This window comes from Psychrobacter nivimaris, assembly GCF_009812035.1.
GTDB lineage: Bacteria > Pseudomonadota > Gammaproteobacteria > Pseudomonadales > Moraxellaceae > Psychrobacter > Psychrobacter nivimaris.
Genome location: NZ_VZIZ01000015.1, coordinates 70,995 through 92,115, shown reverse-complemented (window position 1 = coordinate 92,115; position 21,121 = coordinate 70,995). Strand labels below are relative to the sequence as shown.

At 41.1% G+C, this 21,121-nt stretch carries 19 protein-coding genes; 7 read left to right on the top strand and 12 right to left on the bottom strand.

Features of this window, described 5'->3' with window-relative positions; genetic code table 11:
• Nucleotides 1–6 precede the first annotated feature (6 nt).
• The 4 genes from FQV37_RS06985 to tusD form a co-directional block, all read right to left on the bottom strand.
• A complete protein-coding gene (locus tag FQV37_RS06985; protein ID WP_205962065.1) occupies nt 7–351 on the bottom strand; it encodes a TusE/DsrC/DsvC family sulfur relay protein in 345 nt (114 codons plus the stop codon).
• Between the two features lie 8 nt (nt 352–359).
• Nucleotides 360–689 (bottom strand): hypothetical protein, encoded by a 330-nt coding sequence (locus tag FQV37_RS06980; RefSeq protein ID WP_160021901.1) that lies wholly within the window; start codon nt 687–689, stop codon nt 360–362.
• Nucleotides 690–743: 54 nt separating this feature from the next.
• Complete coding sequence (locus tag FQV37_RS06975; RefSeq protein ID WP_101204423.1) at nt 744–1,067, bottom strand: hypothetical protein; 324 nt, start codon at nt 1,065–1,067, stop codon at nt 744–746.
• A gap of 67 nt (nt 1,068–1,134) precedes the next feature.
• Entirely contained in the window at nt 1,135–1,596 is a 462-nt protein-coding gene (gene tusD, locus FQV37_RS06970; RefSeq protein WP_160021899.1) for a sulfurtransferase complex subunit TusD, read from the bottom strand.
• Between the two features lie 472 nt (nt 1,597–2,068).
• On the opposite strand from tusD, the gene glnE reads away from it, so the two are divergent.
• The 6 genes from glnE (at nt 2,069) to FQV37_RS06940 (ending at nt 10,461) form a co-directional block, all read left to right on the top strand.
• Nucleotides 2,069–4,933, top strand: coding sequence for a bifunctional [glutamate--ammonia ligase]-adenylyl-L-tyrosine phosphorylase/[glutamate--ammonia-ligase] adenylyltransferase (glnE, locus tag FQV37_RS06965; protein ID WP_160021897.1), 2,865 nt, complete (start codon nt 2,069–2,071; stop codon nt 4,931–4,933).
• A gap of 376 nt (nt 4,934–5,309) precedes the next feature.
• Nucleotides 5,310–6,239: a branched-chain amino acid transaminase gene (locus FQV37_RS06960; protein ID WP_160021895.1), complete on the top strand. Its 930-nt coding sequence runs from the start codon at nt 5,310–5,312 to the stop codon at nt 6,237–6,239.
• A 105-nt stretch (nt 6,240–6,344) separates the two neighbouring features.
• Nucleotides 6,345–7,181 (top strand): glycosyl transferase, encoded by an 837-nt coding sequence (locus tag FQV37_RS06955; protein WP_102092192.1) that lies wholly within the window; start codon nt 6,345–6,347, stop codon nt 7,179–7,181.
• 72 nt (nt 7,182–7,253) lie between these two features.
• Nucleotides 7,254–8,120, top strand: coding sequence for a glycosyltransferase (locus tag FQV37_RS06950; protein WP_160021893.1), 867 nt, complete (start codon nt 7,254–7,256; stop codon nt 8,118–8,120).
• 65 nt (nt 8,121–8,185) lie between these two features.
• The gene (locus FQV37_RS06945; RefSeq protein WP_160021891.1) at nt 8,186–9,280 is read left to right on the top strand and encodes a glycosyltransferase; all 1,095 of its coding nucleotides are present in this window, start codon (nt 8,186–8,188) and stop codon (nt 9,278–9,280) included.
• Between the two features lie 47 nt (nt 9,281–9,327).
• Nucleotides 9,328–10,461 (top strand): glycosyltransferase, encoded by a 1,134-nt coding sequence (locus FQV37_RS06940; protein WP_160021889.1) that lies wholly within the window; start codon nt 9,328–9,330, stop codon nt 10,459–10,461.
• On the opposite strand, the gene FQV37_RS06935 is transcribed toward FQV37_RS06940, so the two are convergent.
• The 4 genes from FQV37_RS06935 to FQV37_RS06920 form a co-directional block, all read right to left on the bottom strand.
• Nucleotides 10,458–11,225, bottom strand: a complete 768-nt coding sequence (locus FQV37_RS06935; RefSeq protein WP_160021887.1) for a hypothetical protein — start codon at nt 11,223–11,225, stop codon at nt 10,458–10,460. The genes FQV37_RS06940 and FQV37_RS06935 overlap by 4 nt on opposite strands.
• 83 nt (nt 11,226–11,308) lie before the next feature.
• Nucleotides 11,309–12,322: an NAD-dependent epimerase gene (locus tag FQV37_RS06930; RefSeq protein WP_160021885.1), complete on the bottom strand. Its 1,014-nt coding sequence runs from the start codon at nt 12,320–12,322 to the stop codon at nt 11,309–11,311.
• Nucleotides 12,322–13,488, bottom strand: a complete 1,167-nt coding sequence (locus FQV37_RS06925; RefSeq protein WP_160021883.1) for a nucleotide sugar dehydrogenase — start codon at nt 13,486–13,488, stop codon at nt 12,322–12,324. Before FQV37_RS06925 ends, FQV37_RS06930 begins: the two co-directional genes overlap by 1 nt.
• A gap of 83 nt (nt 13,489–13,571) precedes the next feature.
• Complete coding sequence (locus FQV37_RS06920; protein ID WP_160021881.1) at nt 13,572–14,582, bottom strand: Stealth CR1 domain-containing protein; 1,011 nt, start codon at nt 14,580–14,582, stop codon at nt 13,572–13,574.
• Nucleotides 14,583–14,842: 260 nt separating this feature from the next.
• Here FQV37_RS06920 and FQV37_RS06915 point away from each other — a divergent pair, with 260 nt between their 5' ends.
• Nucleotides 14,843–16,009, top strand: coding sequence for a glycosyltransferase (locus tag FQV37_RS06915; protein WP_240990972.1), 1,167 nt, complete (start codon nt 14,843–14,845; stop codon nt 16,007–16,009).
• Nucleotides 16,010–16,054: 45 nt separating this feature from the next.
• On the opposite strand, the gene FQV37_RS06910 is transcribed toward FQV37_RS06915, so the two are convergent.
• The 4 genes from FQV37_RS06910 to aspS form a co-directional block, all read right to left on the bottom strand.
• Nucleotides 16,055–16,912, bottom strand: a complete 858-nt coding sequence (locus FQV37_RS06910) for a hypothetical protein (RefSeq protein WP_160021879.1) — start codon at nt 16,910–16,912, stop codon at nt 16,055–16,057.
• Between the two features lie 96 nt (nt 16,913–17,008).
• Nucleotides 17,009–17,809 carry a glycosyltransferase gene (locus FQV37_RS06905; protein WP_102092200.1) on the bottom strand — a complete coding sequence of 267 codons (801 nt, stop codon included), beginning with the start codon at nt 17,807–17,809 and terminating at the stop codon, nt 17,009–17,011.
• Nucleotides 17,810–17,958: 149 nt separating this feature from the next.
• Complete coding sequence (locus tag FQV37_RS06900; protein WP_102092201.1) at nt 17,959–18,990, bottom strand: lysophospholipid acyltransferase family protein; 1,032 nt, start codon at nt 18,988–18,990, stop codon at nt 17,959–17,961.
• 67 nt (nt 18,991–19,057) lie between these two features.
• Nucleotides 19,058–20,884 carry an aspartate--tRNA ligase gene (gene aspS, locus FQV37_RS06895; protein WP_160021979.1) on the bottom strand — a complete coding sequence of 609 codons (1,827 nt, stop codon included), beginning with the start codon at nt 20,882–20,884 and terminating at the stop codon, nt 19,058–19,060.
• Between the last annotated feature and the right edge of the window lie 237 nt (nt 20,885–21,121).

Here is a 21,121-nt window from a genome sequence, read left to right as displayed (position 1 = left end):
AACTATCTATAAACAGTTCGGTGGTTTTGGTAATCCTGCCAAGCGATTGACATGACGCGCAACCAAACCTGTATTAAACAATTGCTGTAGCTTTTGATTGCTAATATCGAGTTCTGGCAGAGTCTTTTGTAGCCATTTGATTAATGGACGGGTTGCTGGCGCGTGATTGAATTTGTCAAAAAACGCGCGCACTTGTTGCAAAATTTCTAAATGCTCATCGCTTAGATTGATCTCTAACGTGTCTGCCAATTGCTGCGCGATAACAGGTGTCCAAATCATATGGTCACACAGATGGCCATCTTGATCTAATTCGATATCAGCCGCTGATAATGTGGCGTTGTGAGTGGTCATGTCATTACTCATAAGGCAATTGTCACCACTTTGTCAAACTGACTGCTCTGAGTCAGATTCACCCATTCTGCGTCGGTTAAAACAGCAGTCAACTTAGTCTCTAAATTAAGCTTGCCAGTTGTATTTGCCGTGAGCTGGGCGATGTCATCTGCTAATGCGTAAATACCAGCAATATCCTCGATATCGCTATCATTTAAATAAGCATTGAGCCAGTCGATAAAAGCAGGAGTGCTGCCGAGTAACATAATACTATCGCCCGTGCGCCAAGTGCGAGACATCTCTTCAGTACTGCGTCTAAGGGTATCCATCGTGCTATGCAATTGATATAAAGTTGCCATAAAAGTGTCCGATTACGTGCTTTATTATTTTATAAATCTAAGTTATACAGCGTCTTAAAAGGTAAGTATCTGCTCAAAGTCTTGCGAGTTGATGACCTCTGGCACGAGTGTGAGCTGTGATGCCAGATCTGTCGGCAACATACCAGTGACCCAGCCACTAAAGACATCATCAGGTAGCCAAGCTGCGGGCATATCGTAAAGCTCAAGTGACTGAATCATGCCATGTAGCCGCGAGTCAGATTGCATCAATAAGCCAAAGACAGGTGCATCTAAGAACAATTGCACCTCATGACCAAATGTCGCTAAAGTTAGTGCAAGCGCACAACCTTCGTAGCTTGCTGCTTCAGTGGGCGTGTGCAGCTGAATTAATAATCTCATTATGTATTCCTAAAAATAGTTACCGCTACCAGTGATCTCAATAGACAAACTATCAAACGACACGCTATCAAAACTGTATCAAACGACTGTCATCTTGCATCATCATCGCAAGCTCACTGAGACCCACTAAGGTAAACCCTGTCGCAAGATTGGCACCGTCAAGCTGATGACGTGAGCTGTTGTCTACATCACTCACACCGCGGCTAAGGGCTGTACTGACACAGACAGGCAGGGGTAATTGATACCGCTCAGCCAAAGACTGCCATTCTTTGGTCAAGTCTAATTGATCGGCTGACTGCCAACGCAATCGATTGGCTATGTGAGCCGAGTCGCCATAAAAGAAGACGTTGAGCAGAGGTAGTTCAGAGGTAGCATTATCGCTGCTGCCTACGCTATTAGTGTCATTGTTATCAACATCATCACTATTCGCTGCGCCCTTCAGGTAAGCGCGTGCATAGCGTAACGCCAAGTGTGCCAATGGGTGACTAGGGTCAGCAGTAATCAGTAGTAACGGGGGAGTGGTCGTCATAAGGCGCGGTATCACATGTTATAAATAAGAGTTTAAAAATTATGGCCGAGTTGCTATAAATGCTTTGTATAAAGTCATTTGGTCGTTATTATTATAGTGCTTGTGTGCTTGTGTGCTTGTGTGCTTGTGTGCTTGTGTGCTTGTGTGCTTGTGTGCTTGTGTGCTTGTGTGCAAGTTTGCGTGACAGAAAACAGAATTTATACTGATAATGCGACATACAGCGGATCATACTGTCACATCAAATATCGTTATGTCATAAAAGAGAGGCGCATCGTCTCTATTAAAGATGTTTATGCTACCATAAAGCGCCGCAAACCAAATAGAGTCACTGTTATTTAACGTGGTTTTATCTCAAGTACAGGCACACTGAGTATTATTATTTGATGCTGTGACTGCCTCGTAAGAAAAAACAATAAACTTATGAGCTAGGTTCACGTAGTCTTACCATTCTATGTAAGGAGTTTTTGTCACTATGTTACCTGCTATGCCCTCACGTGTGAACAATGGTACAGATTATCAGCCTACCGTAGAACAACTGCAAGTCCTGCAGACAGCGAGCGAGTTCGCTTATCAGATTTGGGAAAGTCGGACCGTTTCATGTCAGACGTTTTTGCGTAGCTATCCATTGAATAGTACGCTGACCCGTCAGCAAATCGATGATCTGATACAAGATTATACGTTAGATGAGAACTATCAACTCGCTGATGAAATCAAGGTCATGAGTGGTCTGCGTCACTTGCGCACGCTACTAATGATGCGCTGGATTTGGCAAGATGCCTTGCAAACGATCAGTCTGGAGCAGCTGACCGATGAGTTGTCTGAGTTTGCAGATGGCTGTATCTCTTTTGCTAAAGATTACACTTATCAGCACTTGGTTGCTAAATATGGCGAGCCGACCTTTATCAATGAACAAGGCAATGTACAGATTGATGATATGGCAATCATGGCCATGGGTAAACTTGGTGCGCAAGAGCTGAATTTATCAAGTGATATTGATCTAATCTTTGTGCATCAAGCGCGCGGCGAGACCAATGGCAATAAGGCAAAAGGCACACGTAGCATAGACAACAAACGCTTTATGACCAGATTGGGTCAAGGCATCATTAAACTGCTTGATAACAAGACCGCTGACGGTTTTGTCTTTCGAGTAGATATGCGCTTACGTCCATGGGGTGATGGAAGTGATTTGGCTATTCATCTATCCGCATTACAAAAATACTTTACGATGCATGGGCGTGCATGGGAGCGTTTTGCTTGGTTAAAAGCGCGCGTAGTCGGACAAATAGACCAGCCATTTTATGAAGAGTTACAAGCGCTGATTAAGCCATTTGTCTTTCGTTATTATGTGGACTACAGTGCGTTTTCGGCATTGAGAGAGATGAAGTCTCTTATCCAAAATCAAGTTGCACAGCGTGAAGACTTGGACAATATCAAGCTTGGTGCAGGTGGTATTAGAGATATTGAGTTTATCGTACAGGCCTTTCAGCTTATCTATGGCGGCCGGCATCCACAGCTGCAAATCAAACCTTGCTTGCAAGCGATGCAAGTATTGTGTGAGCTTGGCTATCTGGAGCATTCAACTTACGAGCAGCTACAGGCAGCATATCGGTTTTTGCGCCGGCTTGAGCATGCTATTCAAGCGATTAATGATCAGCAGACCCAGCGCTTACCACACGATGAGCAATGGCAGCATAATCTAGCAGTGACGCTGAATTTTAAAAACTGGCATGCCTTATTAGACCAGCTTAATCGTCATCGCGAGAATGTTAATGTGCCGTTTGAGCGTATGGTCACTGAGCGCCAAGTACCTGATAACGAAGATACCGATCTAGAGCCAGAGCACTTAGATGAGCAAATTGCTCGTTTAAATAAAGTGCTGACAGAAGAAAATCGCGAGTTACTACAGAAATTTTGGCAATCAAAAATGGTGGCTAACTTAAGTGATGAGGCCAGAGAGCGTTTAGACGACGCATATCCTGTCATTGTCCATGCGTTGTTAGCGCATCAAGAACAGCAGCAACTTGCCAATACTGCTTTACCGAGATTGATCTCACTGCTTGAAGCGATTTGCCGTCGTTCTATCTACTTGGTCATGATTGCTGAAAACCCTAATGCAACGATTGAGCTGATTCCAATGTTATCTGCCAGCCCATGGATCGCAAAAGAGTTGGCTCAATATCCTGTATTATTAGACACATTTTTGCAGCAGCGTTATCGCCATCTGCCAGATAAACGCGAGCTGCGTGATATCTTGCGTCAACAGTTGCTACGCGTTGAGCCAAACGATGAAGAAGAGCTGTTAAGCGTCCTACGTCTGTTTAAAAAGAATCAAGTGTTGGCTGTCGCTGCTAGTGATGTATTGGCCGAACGCCCGATTATGAAAGTGTCAGATTCACTAACTTACATCGCTGAAGTCGTACTAGAAGCGGCATTAGAGCGCGCTTTTGCAGAGATTGTTAATCGTTATGGGTATCCTATTGGCCAAGATGGCGACCCAGTCACTGAAGCGGACTGCGGCTTTGCAATTATTGGTTATGGCAAGCTTGGTGGCTTAGAGCTATCGTATTCTTCAGATTTGGACTTGGTATTCTTACACAAGATAAAAGAGCAAGGTATGACCACTGGTGAAAAATCAGTCAGTGGTATGAAGTTTGCCGCGCGTCTTGTACAAAAGCTAATGAATTATCTCAATACTCAAACCCGTGATGGCCGTGCCTATGAGATTGATATGCGTCTGCGGCCTTCAGGAAATGCTGGCATGATGGTGGTGTCTTGTCATGCGTTTGAAACCTATCAAATGGATAAAGCATGGTCATGGGAGCATCAAGCGCTGGTACGTGCTCGCGCGATTTGTGGAGACAAGCGAGTCACTGCACGTTTTTGTGATATTCGCCGCGATGTCTTGTCGTTGCCACGGACACTGGATCAAGTACGTAGTGAAGTCACTAGCATGCGTATCAAAATGCAAAAGCATCTAGGCACGAGCCAATGGCAGCAGGAGGCGGGCAAGTTTCATCTTAAACAAGATGCAGGCGGGATTGTAGACATTGAGTTTTTAGCACAGTTTGCCGTATTGGCTTACTCACATGAATATCCGAGTTTGACGAAATGGAGCGATAATGTGCGAATTTTTGCAGAAGTTGCTTTGCTTGGTATTTGGGATGACCAAGTCTGTCAGGATTTGACTGATGCCTATCTAAGAATACGTGCTGCTACTCATCAATTGGCACTATCAGAGCAGTCTTTGCTCGTTGATGAGTCATTGTGGCAGGAGACGCGAGCGTTAGTACAGTCACAATGGCAGCATCTTATGGGTGTGGAGACAGACGACGAGTAATATCGTAACTTGTATGATTAAGGCCTTGCCGATAGTCCAAGAGACGCTTAAACTGTCATGCGTTACGATAAATAGAAGCTATGAACAAAAGCCATCGATAAAAGTTATGAACAAAAACTATGGATAGAATTGGTAGCTAGGAACGATATAATTAAAAACCATATAGTGCCAAACCAAAAGAATTCATTTGCCAAGACGGCCAGTGATATAATCGGTCACACATCATCATAATACTGTCAGTCGTTTGTCATAATGAAGCTGCTGTTTAGGCAGTAAAAATTGACGCTGCGGTGTTATCATACGATGTTGATCAATACTGTTAAATAAAACCTACCTAAAAAAAGTTAGACGTCAGTGCTAGCATAAGGACAATAAAATGAATATGGCAACACAAGATGGTAAGCTTTGGATGAATGGCACGATGATCGAACAGCCAGATGCTAAAGTTCATGTGCTTACACATAGCTTGCATTACGGTATGGCTGTGTTTGAAGGCGTACGCGCTTACCAAACAGCGGATAATCGTACCGCTATTTTCCGCTTAAAAGAACATACTGAGCGTCTACTTGGCTCAGCTAAAATCTTCCAAATGGACGTACCTTTTGATGCTGCCACTTTAGAGCAAGCACACAAGGATGTGGTCAAGCAAAACAACTTGGCGGAAGCTTATATTCGTCCGCTCATCTGGGTAGGTGCAGAAAAACTTGGCTTGTCTTCGCGTGATAACAGCATCAATGCAATGGTTGCTGCTTGGCATTGGGGTGCTTATCTTGGTGAAGAAGGCATCAAAAATGGTATCCGTGTAAAAACCTCTTCATTCACGCATCATATGCCAAACGTCACTATGTGTAAGGCAAAAGCCTCAAGTAACTATCCTGTGTCTATCATGGCCAACCAAGAAGTCACTCGTAATGGTTATGACGAAGCTATCTTGATGGATCCGCAAGGGTATGTGTGCCAAGGCGCTGGCGAGAACTTATTCTTGGTAAAAGATGGCGTGTTACATACGCCAGATTTAGCGGGCGGGGCACTTGATGGTATTACTCGTCGTACTATCCTTCAGTTCGCGGCTGATCTAGACATCAAAGTCGTTGAACGCCGTATCACTCGTGATGAGTTCTACTTAGCAGACGAGATCTTTATGACAGGTACCGCTGCTGAAGTGACACCTATCCGCGAATACGATGATCGTACTATCGGTAATGGTGGCCGTGGTCCGCTGACTGAGAAGCTACAAAGCTTGTACTTCGATGTGGTACATGGTCGCAATGAGCAGTATATGGATTGGTTAAGCTTTATTGACTAATAAAGTCGTTAGTTTAAAGACCAAAAAGGCTGAACATAATTGTTCAGTCTTTTTTTATGCTAATATAGCCATCATATTTATTCTTAAGATTAAAGTGAGCAGTCCATGCCAATAGATTCTAGTACAGCAGATAACAATAATATCAAACAAATTATTTGTATTAAATGGGGTACAAAGTACGGGGCTGATTATGCCAATAAACTGTATGGCATGGTATCTCGCAATATTACGCCACCGTTTCGTTTCGTCTGTTTTACCGATGATACCACCGATGTACGTCCAGAAATCGAATGTCAAGAATTGCCACCATTAGATGTCACCATGCCAACCAACACACTTGGCAAGTGGCCAAAATCACGTTTGTGGGGTGAGAAGTTAGGTGATTTGACAGGGACAGTATTATTTGTAGATTTGGATGTGATTATAGTAGATAGCCTCGATCCTTTCTTTGAGTATGGCGAGCCAGACGATGTTATTTTGTCTTATAACCCAAGTAACCCACTAGAGCGCCTCGGCCAGACTTCTTGCTTCCGCTTTCAGGTAGGGTCGCTTGTCTCACTACAAGAAAAATTCAAAGCTGATCCACAAGGTATCGCTGATGAATATCGTTTTGAGCAGCGTTTTGTGACTCGTAATGCCCCAGGCGGGGTTAAGTTATTTCCAAAAGCATGGGTTGCGCACTTTAGACGCAAATGTCGTCAACCGTTCCCACTTAACTACATCAAAGAGCCAAAGATTCCTAAAGGTGCTAGAATTGTTATTTTCCCTGGCGACTTATATCCTACACATGCGATCGAAGGTAGATATAATAAAAATGCTGCTAACAATGCCAAAGATCACTTAAAAAGATTAACTGAGCCCAAAAATCTAAAAAGACCGCTACGTCACTTGCGTCATTTTATCTTGCCAGTAGGGTGGATTGAGAAATACTGGAAAGAATAGGTTCAATTATATAGTTGATTATTATCGCATTGCATTAGCAGAGATAAATATTAGTTAGTGAAGGATAAAATTATGAATACAGAAGATACTATTAAAGTCTTTGTTGGTTGTGATCCAAATAACTGTGATCTAGAGCAGATGATGGTATTAGATTATAGTATTCATAAACATGCCAGTGTACCCGTTGAGATAGTATGGATGCAGCTGTCACGCGATCCTAATAGCTATTGGTACTCTAATCCTGAGACTGAAGAGGGTTGGAATACCACTAAATGGTCAACGCCTTTTTCAGGTTTTCGCTGGGCAATTCCAGAATACTGTCAATATTCTGGTCGTGCCATCTACATGGACGCTGATGTCATTATTTTAGATGATTTGGCAAAGCTGTGGCGCCATCCTATTGAAGGTCAGTCTGTTGTAGCTGCTAAGACTAATGCGGATATGACTCGGTTGTGTACATGCGTATGGGATTGCAAGGCGGCGAAAAACATTGTCCTGCCAATTCAAAAACTCAGGAAAGATCCCAAAAGCCATAAAGAGATGATGGCTGTATTCAAAAATAACAATCAGCTCATTGAGCCTTATCAAGATAGTTACAACTGTATAGATGGAGAAAATTTAGCGTTAGAAGATATTAGGATTTTGCATTATTCAGACATGGGTACACAGTTCAGTCATAAATATTCATTACCTAGAGTCAGTGAAGAAGGTATCGAGCATTGGTTTGACGGTGAGATAATGTCGCACCCAAGGCAGGATTTATCTGAGGTTTTTGATGAATATTATAACGAAGCACTTGCTGATGGATATGACTTAGACAGTTATAGGGTAGAACCTTTTGGTCATTTTCCTAAAAAATCTCAAGAAGGTTATACCGGTAATAAGGTGACTCGTCCACACGCTTCTAAATCATTTTTTTCGAAGCTATTTAAACGCTAGTTTTTTAATGAAGCAATGATAAGCCTTTCTAAGAAGGTGAAAAATTACTCCATAGGTTATCGTGTATGAAGCAGCATAAAAAAACAGTGTTACTCGTTATTAATTGTCTACAAGGCGGCGGTGCGGAACGTGTCGTATTAACATTGGGGCAAGGGTTTTATGAATTGGGCTATGAAGTACACATTTTAAGATTTAAGCCGTTAGTACAGTATGACTTAAGTCCAAATCTTAACTACCATGTACTTAAGTTTAAGCCATATAAACTTATACCAGGGGCACAAAGACGTGACCAGATTTTTGCACGTGCTGTTGATAAATACGTGTCGAAAAATATCGGTCAGCCTGACATTATACTGTCCAACCTAGATCGTGCCGATAGTATTCTAAGTAATAGCAGACTGCCTAATATCACTTATGTTATTCATAACACAGTATCATTGCTCTATAAGTTTAATAAAAATCACGACGCTGAGCAGTTAAAGCAAAGAATGATAGATATATATGCCAAGCACCCTTGTGTATGCGTCAGTGAAGGCGCTCAAAAAGACTTTATCAAAAGCTTTGGTCCTATTACGCCAACCACTGCCATTCATAATCCAATTGATAAAAACAGTATTCAAAAGCAGGCCGATGCTTTTGTTCCTGACTATCAGAACTATATTATCCATGTAGGTAGTTTTAAAGATGCCAAGCGTCACGATGTATTGGTAAGGGCTTACGCACAGACTGATCAATCTATGCCTTTATTACTCCTAGGTCAAGGCAAGCACAAGAACGAGACAGAGCAGCTAGTAACAGAGTTGAATTTAACAGACAAAGTGGTATTTCTAGGTTTTCGTGACAACCCTTTTCCCTATATTAAGCATGCGCAATTTAAGATATTGACTTCTGATTGGGAAGGTTTTGCTTTGGTTATTGCCGAAGCCCTCGTACTAAATACGCCTGTTATCAGTACCAATTGTCCATCAGGCCCAAGTGAGTTATTGCCTGAAAGTAACTTGATGCCAATGGGTGATATTGATGCCATTGCCAAAAAAATGCAGCAAGCTATGAATAACCCGCAAGCGTTTCATGCGCCATTCGATGAAGCGCTGCTACCAGTCAAAATAGCAGAAAAATACGTAGAGTTTGCTGAACAAGTCAATATTATGCATAAATAGTTCCAAATATTTTATACTCACAATGTCTATTTCTAAGAAAATTTAAAATGATTAATAGTGTTATTAGAACAAGAAAAAAAGAAGTTAAAAATAATAAAAAGAAAGTACTCTTAGTCATTAACTGTCTACAAGGTGGCGGCGCTGAACGTGTTGTTCTGACTTTAGGACAGGGATTCTATGATTTGGGTTATGAAGTACATATTTTACGGTTTAAGCCCCGTGTAGATTACGAGCTTAATCCAAAACTAAACTACCACTTTATTGATTTTAAGCGTTATAAACTGATACCAAAATTAGAACGTCGTGACAAAGTTTTTGCGTTCGTAGTCGATCGTTACATTTCAAAAAACATTGGTCAGCCTGATATGATACTGTCTAATCTAGATCGTGCAGATAGTATTTTAAGCAATAGCAAACTACCTAATATATTTTATGTGATTCATAACACAGTGTCTTTGTTATATAAATTCGATAATACGAATGCTGCTGACACACTAAAGTCAAAGATGATTAACATCTACTCCAAGAATCCTTGTATATGTGTCAGTAAAGGTGCTGAAAAAGATTTTGTTGAAAGCTTTGGTAATATTACGCCAACGATTGCCATTCACAATCCAGTCGATAGAGATTACATTCAAAAGCTAGGTGACGTATTTACTCCTGAGTACCAAGATTATATTGTTCATGTGGGGAGTTTTAAAGAAGCGAAACGTCACGATGTGCTGCTAAAAGCATATGCTCGAACAGATCAGTCTATGCCACTATTACTGCTAGGTAAAGGAAAGCTGAAAGACGAAATAGAGCAATTGGTAGTAGAACTCAACTTAGAAGAAAAAGTAGTATTTTTAGGTTTTCAGGAGAACCCTTTCCCTTATATAAAGCATGCTAAATTTAAAGTGCTAACCTCTGATTGGGAAGGTTTTGCCTTAGTGATTGCCGAAGCTCTTGTATTAGGAACCCCTGTTATCAGTACAGACTGCCCATCAGGTCCAAGTGAGTTACTACCAGATAACAACTTAATGCCGATGAGCGACGTAGATGCTATCTCTGAAAAGCTTAGCTTAGCGATGAAAAATCCAGAGCAATTCTTTTCTGAGTTTGATGGGTCGCTTTTACCTATTACAATAGCCAAAAAGTATATTGCATTCGCATCTGATTCTAAAATCAAAGAATATTCTTAATTCAACCACCACTTAGACCAATCGTCTCTGTGTAATGCTCGTAATGTGGCAAACGCACTATCAGTATGCTGTAGTTTTTCGAAAACAGATAACAGTATACTAGTGGCCAATTTATCAACTTTCTGAAATTTATTATAGCGTTTGCGCATATTTCTTAAGCTGTCATCAGTGCCGATACGGAAATAAGTAAGACCATCGTATAGGGGCAGGTCACCAGCATAAAGCATATCGGTTTTTTCAGTTAGTAATGGCATAGATTCAGCATTAGTGGATAACTGCAGAAAGTTTTTGGTTTCATAAGTGCGCAAAGTATTCATTAGAGTTACAACATTCATCAAGATAGCTGCTCTATGAGTATTGTTTGAATGATCAATAAACGTATCGCAAGCAGAGACAATCCAGCGCAACGACAGATGTGTCAATAAATAGTCGCTCTCTACTTCCCATAACTTTTCAAATTCAGCGAATGTTTTATCTATTTTGTACTTACGGCGCATTAGTATAATAAGCGTGTTGTGATAAAAGCAGAGCTCAGACTCACCAAGCGATTTGTATTTCAAGTTGTTCAAATGGTTATCTAAATCTGTGCTTTTACGCTCATTGGTTAACGCTTCAATATCACACATTGATTCAGTAATGGTTGTTGCTTTCATCTCATCAAAGCTTCTATCATTATAGGTTTTGATAATCTTACCTGCATTCAATCTTTTTTCGCTTCGAAAGATCAATAGCAATTTTCTCTGCCAACTTGAAGGTGTAGCCATATTATCAAAATCCTCTAAAAATATATAAAGATATTAGCGCCGTAATCTCTATAATATAAGTCTTAGAGATCATTGTTGTTTGTTTAGACTGAATAATACTGTTTATACCAGTCAACAAATTGTTTGATACCTTCTTCGATACTGGTTTCAGGCTTAAAGCCAATGTCCTCTACCAACTCATCTATATCGGCGTAAGTAATCGGTACGTCGCCTGCTTGCATAGGCAATAAGTTTTCTTGCGCTTTTTTACCACAAGCGTTTTCAATAGCAGTAATAAAACGGCGCAAAGTGACTGGCTGATTATTACCAATGTTGTAAATCTTATAGGGGGCAGCTGCAGTCGTAATAGTAGAATGCTGGGGCGAAGGGGCCTTATTAATTATACGAATAATGCCGTTGACGATATCATCAATATACGTAAAGTCACGCTGCATAACACCATTATTGAATACATTAATTGGCTCGCCAGCCAGAATTTTCTTAGTAAAAGAAAAGTACGCCATATCAGGTCGACCATAAGGACCGTAAACGGTGAAAAACCTTAATCCTGTCGTAGGTATATTATATAAATGACTATAGCTATGTGCCATAAGCTCGTTGGATTTTTTGGTAGCGGCATATAGGCTGATAGGAAAATCAACACAATCAGCAGTGGTAAATGGCTGCTTTATATTCATACCATAAACAGAGCTAGAGCTTGCGTAGATTAAGTGCTTAATATCGTGGTGACGACAGCCTTCTAGAATATTAACAAAGCCAACCACATTTGAGTCGATATACGCGTTAGGGTTTTCGATAGAATAGCGCACACCTGCTTGGGCACCTAAATTAACAACTGTATCAAATTGATAGGTTGCAAAAAGCTCAGATATGGCTTCACGATCAGCCAGATCTAACTTAATAAATGTAAAAATTTCTGGATCTGATATCTCACCTAATATTCTCAAACGCGCTTCTTTTAGATCTGTATCATAATAGTCGTTGATATTGTCGATACCAACGATACAGTAATCCCTAGCAGATAGATCTGTTTCTAGTATCGCCTTGATTAAATGAAAACCAATAAAACCTGCCGCACCAGTGACCAGTATTTTCATTAGTCGCTCCCAAACAGATCGCGAGTGAATACTTTGTCTGCGACATCTTTTATCTCATCAGATAGGCGGTTTGCGACAATGACATCACTCACTGATTTAAAGGTTTCTAAATCTTGAATCACACGCGAATTAAAGAAATTGTCTTCTTTTAGCACAGGTTCGTAGACAACAACCTCGATACCTTTTGCCTTGATACGTTTCATGATGCCTTGTATGGCAGATGCTCTAAAGTTATCTGACCCACTTTTCATCACTAGGCGATGTATTCCCACGATTTTTGGCTGTCTTTCGATGATTTTATCGGCAATAAAGTCTTTGCGGGTCCTATTAGAATCGACAATGGCTTTTATTAGGTTGCTTGGTACTTCATCGTAATTTGCTAATAACTGCTTAGTATCTTTGGGCAGACAGTAGCCGCCATAGCCAAAAGAAGGGTTATTATAATGATTGCCAATACGAGGGTCTAAGCCAATCCCTTCGATGATTTGTTTGGTCTCAAGTCCAAAGGTTTGCGCATAAGTATCAAGCTCATTAAAATACGCTACTCGCATCGCTAGATAAGTATTAGAAAATAATTTGATCGCTTCAGCTTCAGTAGACTCTACAAATAACAGCGGTGCATCTTTTTTGACTGCACCCTCAAGTAAAAGATTGGCAAATATTCGAGCCTGCTCAGACTGTGCACCTACAATGATACGTGAAGGATAAAGGTTGTCATGTAGTGCCTTACCTTCTCGCAAAAACTCAGGCGAAAAAATAATGCGATCAGTCGCATAACGTTCTCTGATACTTGTTGTATAGCCCACTGGTACTGTGGACTTAATAATAATGGTCGCTTGTTGATTGACAAAAAGTACTTGCTCAATCACTGATTCTACCGTTGATGTATTAAAATAATTGGTCTTGGTATCATAATCAGTCGGCGTGGCAACGATGATGAAATCTGCATCTTTATAAGCTTCTTTGGCATCCAGCGTTGCAGAAAAATTGAGCTCTTTATGCAATAAAAAATCTTCGATATCTGTATCTTCGATAGGAGACTGCTTGGCATTTAACAAGGCTATTTTTCCAGCGATGACATCGACAGCAACGACTTCATTATGCTGTGCTAACAGCATTGCATTCGATAAGCCTACGTAGCCTGTACCTACTACTGCTATTTTCATAATATATCCAAGTAATTTTTAAGCTTTTATTGGTTTAAATCAAGAGTGAGTAATCATCATTATAGTTCAAGCTTAGTCTGAATTCATTTAGGCTCATTATTTGTGTTTTCTAACACGGAATTAGGCAGATAATCTAAGAACTTGTGCCTCATAGCTTGACTGATTTTTTTATACAAATCTGGTTTCAAAAGATCCAAACTTTGAATACAACCATATTTGATAGTTTTATCTTCTAAAGCAATGATAAAGTCCTCTACGCTATTCTCATTTTTTAGATAGTTGATAGAGGTATTAGGCTTTAAGTGTGCTTCGCTTTTTTGAATTTTCAGATGATTCATCAGTGTTATAGGGTTAACTTGGGCGACATCTCTGAATTTGTATTTTATCTGCTCGGTCAATAATTGCGGATGATTCAACAAATGGGACTTTAAGATGTTTTTATCGACAATATGAGGGTAATGATGAATTTCAAAAAACTGATTCATGCCCAGTATTTTAGCACTTAACATTTGCGCGATAGTATGCCTTGGCTGTATCGATGTGCCAAACAATTTAAAGCGTGATTTTCGAAAATTAAGCTTGGCATTCAAAGCAGCACTTTTACGCCACTCACCATGAATGATTAGCTTCTCACTGTCTAAAAAGTCATCTATCGTCACTGGTTGATTAAAAAAGAAATCATCGTTCATATAGATAAAATAGTCAGACAATCCTTGGATATTCCAAATCATCGTCTCAATTGATCGAGTGTTGAAGGTCGGTAAAAATTCTTCATAACCTAAAAATATGTCCTTATGATCAACAATGCGTATTTTATCTGCTGAGCAAATACCTTGCTTGGCAAACTCATCGATGAACGCTGGCTTTTGTTGATCTGTGACGACATATATATGACGACAAAAAGGCACATATTTGATGATAGAAGCAATATTATAATATATCTCATCGTCACTGGCGAAACGCGTGTCAGTTATTGCGTCAGATGCCACTTCTTTAGTTGGCTTATACTGTTCTCGCTTTTGTTTGAGTATAGGGTCTGCGCCATCTACCCAAGCAATGACGATGTCTAATGTATTTTCATTAGGCTGCTTCATAACTGATCCTGTTCTTTGCGGATACATATCTATTTTAGTAACGATATTAGACCAGCTATGATATTTGCTGATGCGATTATTGACAAGGTTTAATCGATTCAGATAGTTAGACTTATTATCATTTTTTATAGAGATACCGTTAAATCCTGCTCGTACTTTACTGAGTAAATGCCGAGCACCAGCGGTAGGTGAGACTAGCATATAAAGTTAGAACGCTGCAATAATTATGACCATAGATGCATTCATTTGGCTAACCTATCATGCCTATACCGTTAAAAAACCAAGCTGAGACACCAATGCCACCTATTATTCTATTTATTTTAAAAGCGCTTGAAGGTCGCGGTGCTGAGCGTATGGTTACGACGTTGGCAAGCACTTATGCAGATATGGGCTATCGTCCTCATATTCTATGTTTGGAAGCGACGCAAGATATGCTACTAGACGCTCGTGTGCAATATCACATCGTGCCATATGATGAGATGTTTTCTGAGCAGAATCTCGACCCAGAATCTACGCAAGCACAAGCCTACGAATCAGTCGCTAAACGTATTGATGGTTACGTACGTAGCCAAATAGGGAAGCCAGATTTGATACTGGCTAATATCTATAAGATAAACTGGATTATGGCATATAGCCAGTTGCCAAACATCGTAAATGTACTGCATACAGCGCTATCAAAGCAGTTTCAAAACCAATTATTAGAGGCGCCAGTACAGACGATAAATCATTTGAAAATGGTCTATGGCGCTCATCCTTGTAGCTGTGTGAGTAAAGGTGCACGTCAAGATTTGATTGATCTTATAGAAAATATCACCAAAACCACAACAATCTACAATCCTTGTGATGCTGCTGATATAAATACCAAAGCAGCAGCATCTAGCCATCTAGAACATTTCGGCTTAGTAGATAAAGAGTACATTATACATGTTGCCTCTTTTGATGACATGAAAGGTCATCGAGACTTGCTACAGGCATATGCCAAAACAGTACGAAAACTGCCGTTAGTCCTAGTAGGTAAAGGTAGGCTTGAAGAAGAGATTAAGCAGCTTGCGACCGAACTTGGGATTAGCGATAGTATTAAGTTTTTAGGCTTTCAGACCAACCCTTATCCATTAATTAAATCAGCTGCACTGATGGTACTCACCTCTAAGTTTGAAGGCTTTGGTTATGTCATAGTAGAGGCACAAGCACTGGGTGTACCAGTAATCAGTACGGATTGTCCTTTTGGGCCAAGAGAATTATTACCTAAAGAAAACTTAATAGCGGTAGGTGATATTGATGGCTTGGCCACTCTCATTGATCAAGCCATAGACAACCTTACAGATTATATCGTGCCGCTAAACCAGCAGTTACTGCCTGAACATATTGCAAGCCAGTACTTAGCGTTTGGTTCTGTTTTAGATTCAGATAAAAATGAGGGTTTATAAATCGTAGTGGTTCTTAATTAAACGCCATCAAGCAGAGGTTATTAACTAGAAAGTGTCGAATAGCGATTTAGAGATAGGAGAGTGATTGACAACAGGGACACCATGCGATTGATAGATTCTGCCGAGTAAGTTAAACGAAGGGACAATGCGCTCGTGCATGACTTTGCTGAGCATACTTGGCGCCCCATTGTTTTTATTTTCATAAAACCGTGGTTGCTTACTGTTAAGTAGGTCAATACCATACAGATGAATGCTCGCTGCTTGACGCGAAAACGCCAACTGCGCCGCGACATAAGCAACGGTTCCTGCTTCCACAAAGCCATGAGTAATGTTAAGAGAGACACCGATGTCAGCCGCTTTATGATCGCTATCAATAATAAAGTTTGGATTATTGATAAAGTACGATAGCGGCATTTTTTTATTAAGTAATTTTTTCTTAAAGATAAGCTTATTAAAAGATAGCTTGTTTGACTTGACTCCCCAGGGCCTATCTACTGGGTACAACACCCGCATGGCATGATGGTACGTTCGCATAATATCAGGGTGCGTAGTGGCCATCGCTTCAAAGACAGCTAGCGTTGCATATAGAGGTTGACCTGTATAGTACTGCCGTAAAATCTCAGGCTGATGATTGATGAAGCGCGCATCACTGATGACGTAACCAACAATATCGGTAAACTGATGCTGCCCAATCAGGCTGATACTGCCATTAACAAAAATAGTAGGTGTATCTAGTAGCTCTGTTAACGGCAGCTGCTGTATAGATGGTCCTGAGGCGATAATATTGACGTCTTTTCCATGCAGGCTTTGTGCTGGTTCATTGGCATTAAACGCATTGATAATGATGAGCTCATTATCAATGTTGAACCCAGCGGTAGCAGGTAATCTTAAATATAGCGCCATACTATTTTCCAGTCGTTTATCTCACCTATCTTATATCGTAATACACAGCCTTTATGTTAATTATAAATTGTCTACATATGGTTAATTGCTAAGCATCTATTGCCAATGGTCTTTTAACCATGGGCTTGGCTTCACATGTCGATACCATTTACCACCACTGCCAGCAATCGCATCGGGCGGGTTAATCTCACCATGGAAGATAACGATTTTTGCATCATCTGGCAGAGTAGGTGTGCGTACAAAGTTAAAAGGAATCGGCGCAATGCATTGGTACTTAAAGCTGACACACCATGTCTTATCCCAATACTCTAAGTGGTGATGCTCACGCAAATAGTTAGAGAGATAGGCCTGCTCGTGACGTACTTGGGTGCGAATGGTTTCAAAGTTCCGCTCAAAATTGGACAGCAAATCAGGGTAGGTATTCATACCAATATTAAAGCGATAGACAGAGCTATTGCCAATCATGCGCCAAGGTTTTTTCCAGTCGCGGATGATGACGACACTGTCCTCATGCTCAGCTTGGTAAGTAAAAAACGCATCGATATTATCGACAATGACGATATCAATATCTAAAAATAGGGCCACACCTTTTAAATCATACAGCTCAGGCTTAAAGGTAGTCAGTTTTTTCCAACCACGTTCAGGACCTGCTGGTAAATCCATGTCAGGTATCGGATAGCACGCAATCGCAGGGTCAATACCTGTGCTGTCATCGGTCAAGCAAACCATTTTAAAATCCAAGGTTAGATGTCGACTAACCATGTTGTAGAGACGATTGACATATTCAGGACCATATTTGTCGCCCCATTTCATACAGATGATATAACGCTGTTCAGCAGCATTTGTGATGGTTTGATGAGGGTCTATAGATGAAGTCTTAGTTACGTCAGATGTCATAATGCACTCGTATTGAGATAATAGTCAGATAAATGAAGGACTAATAAAAGTAAAAGAATATAGAGTTCAGCCAATATTAGCATAGCTGTGACTGATGGAACGTCTAAACTGATGGTATGTATAAATAGGCAACGTTAGGTTGGTGATGACTAATGATTGTCGAGCTTAGTGTTATCATTTTTAACAGTACTATCGTTTTCAACATTGTCGCTTTCAACATTGTCATTTTTAACGCTATCGTTGATATTACTATCAGAGCGACTAGAAACGTTAGAATGGTGAGATTGAATAAAGGCTGCTAAAGTCTCTTTATCTTTTCGGTAAGGATTGCCTAAGTCTGGTATACGCTTAAAACGTCGATAGCCCCACATATAATGACTGTAGTTGTCTGTAATCATACGCTCCATGGCCTGATTGAGAGCATGAGTTGCCACTTCAGCATTACGGTCATACAAGGCTGGATCGTTGAGTTTGTAGCAGTAAATATCAAAACCGCGTCCATCGGTACGGCGAATACAAGATAAGCCAACCAGCGCACATTTGGTCTTGCTCGCCAATTTTGAGGCAAGGGTACTGGTCAATGTTTTGATACCAAAGAACGGAACAACAACACCGCCTGATGGCTCTGGAACGTGATCTGGCAATACAATACTAAAACCACCTTGCTTGAGCGTCTTAAACACGGCTTTAACGCCGCTACCATCAGTAGGGACTAAAGTCGCGTTGAGTCGGCCTCGACCTTGAAGGATAAACTCATTAGCGAATTTGCCGTCAACTGGCTTATACATAATAGTTGGCGCACCAAACTGGTTGAGCCAAGCATTCATCATCTCCCAAGTGCCGAGATGCGGTACGATAGCAAGCATGCCATTTGGATTGGCAAGACCTTCTAAAAGAATGTCTTTATTATGGACATCACGAATCTGAGCGATACTCCACTCAGGTGGCATCGCCCAGCTTTTTATAGATTCAATACTGGTCAGACATTGATGATAAATAATGTCTTTGGTCAATGCACGCTTTTGCTGCTCAGACAGTGTATGAGTAATCAGCGCCATATTGATCTGAATGGTACGCATGATACTTAGACTGGGTATCTTAATGATAACCCAAGCGGCAAAACGTGCCAGCATCTGCAGTACAGACAATGGCACGACTTTGAAAATATGATACGGATTCATGACCACTCACATGGTAATGAATCACGTAACAAGCACTGTAGACAGCAACCGCGCATCATCAAACGATTTATTCAGCAGGCTTGTTGGTATCAGCCTGTGCTTTTTCACGCACACGGATACCAAGCTCACGTAGTTGTTTGCTATCAACGCCAGCAGGTGCTTGGGTCAATGGGCAGTCAGCTGTTTTGGTTTTTGGGAAAGCGATAACGTCACGGATAGAGCTTGCGCCTACCATCAACATAATCAAACGATCCAAACCAAACGCTAGGCCGCCATGCGGTGGCGCACCGAATTTTAGAGCATCAAGTAAGAAACCGAATTTGTCTTCAGCTTCTTGCTCACCAATACCCAAGGCTTCAAGTACAGCTTGCTGCATATCGTAAGTATTGATACGTAAGCTACCACCACCAATCTCAGTACCGTTCAATACCATGTCATAAGCGATAGAAAGGGCAGACTCTGGGTTGTTTTTCAGTTCTTCAACTGAGCCTTTAGGCTTAGTAAATGGATGATGCATCGACGTCCATTGACCGTTATCAGTTTCTTCAAACATTGGGAAGTCAGTCACCCAAAGCGGCGCCCACTCACAAGTTATCATTTCAAGGTCTAGACCAATTTTCTGGCGTAATGCACCAATTGCGTCATTCACGACATTGGCTTTATCTGCACCAAAGAAGATAATATCGCCATCTTCTGCAGCAGTACGCTCGATCAAGCTCACAAGTACATCATCAGTCATATTTTTGATGATTGGTGATTGTAGGCCAGACTCTTTGTCCACACCATTATTGACGCTGCTTGCGTCATTGACTTTGATGTAAGCCAAGCCGCGTGCGCCATAAATACCAACAAACTTGGTATAAGCATCGATTTGCTTACGGCTTAATGAAGCGCCACCAGGAATGCGAAGGGCAGCAACACGACCTTTAGGATCGTTAGCAGGGCCGGCAAATACTTTGAAATCAACATCTTTCATCAAATCGGCAACGTCAACCAACTTTAGAGGAATACGTAAGTCAGGCTTGTCTGATGCATAGTCACGCATGGCTTCTGCGTAAGTCATGCGAGGGAATTGCTCGAATTCAACATCCATCATTGTCTTAAACAAATGCTTGATAAGACCTTCATTGATGTTCATGATTTCCTCTTCATTTAAGAAAGAAGTCTCAATATCCACCTGAGTAAATTCAGGCTGACGATCGGCACGTAAATCTTCATCACGGAAGCATTTAGCAATTTGATAATAACGGTCAAAACCTGACACCATCAATAATTGCTTAAATAACTGTGGTGACTGCGGCAGGGCAAAGAAGTTACCTGGACGGGTACGTGATGGTACAAGATAATCACGCGCACCTTCAGGCGTTGCACGAGTCAAGATAGGCGTTTCAACATCCAAGAAACCATGATCGTCTAAATAACGACGAATCGCTGAGGTTGCCTTGGCACGGAACACCATACGCTCTTGCATTTGCGGACGACGCATATCAAGATAACGATACTTTAGACGCAGGTCTTCAGATACAGTCGTTTTTTCGTCATTCAATGGGAATGGCGGTGTTTCAGATTTAGCCAGTACTTCAATTTCTTTGCCCAATAGCTCAATCTGGCCACTGGTCATATTATTATTTTCAGTACCTTCATAACGGCGACGTACACGGCCAGTTATCTTTAGCACGTATTCAGGACGTACAGCATCTGCTGCTGCGAAAGCTTCTGGGGTATCAGGGTCGACCACGACCTGTAAGATACCAGCGCGGTCACGCATGTCTAAGAAAATCACGCCACCGTGATCGCGACGACGATGTACCCAGCCTACGATACTAATGGTTTGCTCAAGCAAGCTCTCGGTTACGGCTCCGCAATACTCGTCTCGGTATTCGCTATGCGTCATAGTGCTTTGCGTCATAATATGGTTATCCAGTTATCAGCCCAATTCGAAGTACAATAATGCAGCCATTGTTGTGCGTTTCAAGCTATTTGCAAAAAAAACACACAAACAACGCGATTAAGACATATGGTCATCACGTTGGCTGCAGAAAATTTGATATAAACGCATATTATGCCTAATCTGCCTTTGTTATACAACCAGCTGAGTTCAATCAAAGAACGGGAGTCTGCAAGTATCTGA

Bases quoted from the DNA above. Each gene is read 5' to 3' on its own strand.
- FQV37_RS06985 (WP_205962065.1), bottom strand. From the start codon at position 351: ATGACCACTCACAACGCCACATTATCAGCGGCTGATATCGAATTAGAT.
- FQV37_RS06980 (WP_160021901.1), bottom strand. From the start codon at position 689: ATGGCAACTTTATATCAATTGCATAGCACGATGGATACCCTTAGACGC.
- FQV37_RS06975 (WP_101204423.1), bottom strand. From the start codon at position 1,067: ATGAGATTATTAATTCAGCTGCACACGCCCACTGAAGCAGCAAGCTAC.
- tusD (WP_160021899.1), bottom strand. From the start codon at position 1,596: ATGACGACCACTCCCCCGTTACTACTGATTACTGCTGACCCTAGTCAC.
- glnE (WP_160021897.1), top strand. From the start codon at position 2,069: ATGTTACCTGCTATGCCCTCACGTGTGAACAATGGTACAGATTATCAG.
- FQV37_RS06960 (WP_160021895.1), top strand. From the start codon at position 5,310: ATGAATATGGCAACACAAGATGGTAAGCTTTGGATGAATGGCACGATG.
- FQV37_RS06955 (WP_102092192.1), top strand. From the start codon at position 6,345: ATGCCAATAGATTCTAGTACAGCAGATAACAATAATATCAAACAAATT.
- FQV37_RS06950 (WP_160021893.1), top strand. From the start codon at position 7,254: ATGAATACAGAAGATACTATTAAAGTCTTTGTTGGTTGTGATCCAAAT.
- FQV37_RS06945 (WP_160021891.1), top strand. From the start codon at position 8,186: ATGAAGCAGCATAAAAAAACAGTGTTACTCGTTATTAATTGTCTACAA.
- FQV37_RS06940 (WP_160021889.1), top strand. From the start codon at position 9,328: ATGATTAATAGTGTTATTAGAACAAGAAAAAAAGAAGTTAAAAATAAT.
- FQV37_RS06935 (WP_160021887.1), bottom strand. From the start codon at position 11,225: ATGGCTACACCTTCAAGTTGGCAGAGAAAATTGCTATTGATCTTTCGA.
- FQV37_RS06930 (WP_160021885.1), bottom strand. From the start codon at position 12,322: ATGAAAATACTGGTCACTGGTGCGGCAGGTTTTATTGGTTTTCATTTA.
- FQV37_RS06925 (WP_160021883.1), bottom strand. From the start codon at position 13,488: ATGAAAATAGCAGTAGTAGGTACAGGCTACGTAGGCTTATCGAATGCA.
- FQV37_RS06920 (WP_160021881.1), bottom strand. From the start codon at position 14,582: ATGAAGCAGCCTAATGAAAATACATTAGACATCGTCATTGCTTGGGTA.
- FQV37_RS06915 (WP_240990972.1), top strand. From the start codon at position 14,843: ATGCCTATACCGTTAAAAAACCAAGCTGAGACACCAATGCCACCTATT.
- FQV37_RS06910 (WP_160021879.1), bottom strand. From the start codon at position 16,912: ATGGCGCTATATTTAAGATTACCTGCTACCGCTGGGTTCAACATTGAT.
- FQV37_RS06905 (WP_102092200.1), bottom strand. From the start codon at position 17,809: ATGACATCTGACGTAACTAAGACTTCATCTATAGACCCTCATCAAACC.
- FQV37_RS06900 (WP_102092201.1), bottom strand. From the start codon at position 18,990: ATGAATCCGTATCATATTTTCAAAGTCGTGCCATTGTCTGTACTGCAG.
- aspS (WP_160021979.1), bottom strand. From the start codon at position 20,884: ATGACGCATAGCGAATACCGAGACGAGTATTGCGGAGCCGTAACCGAG.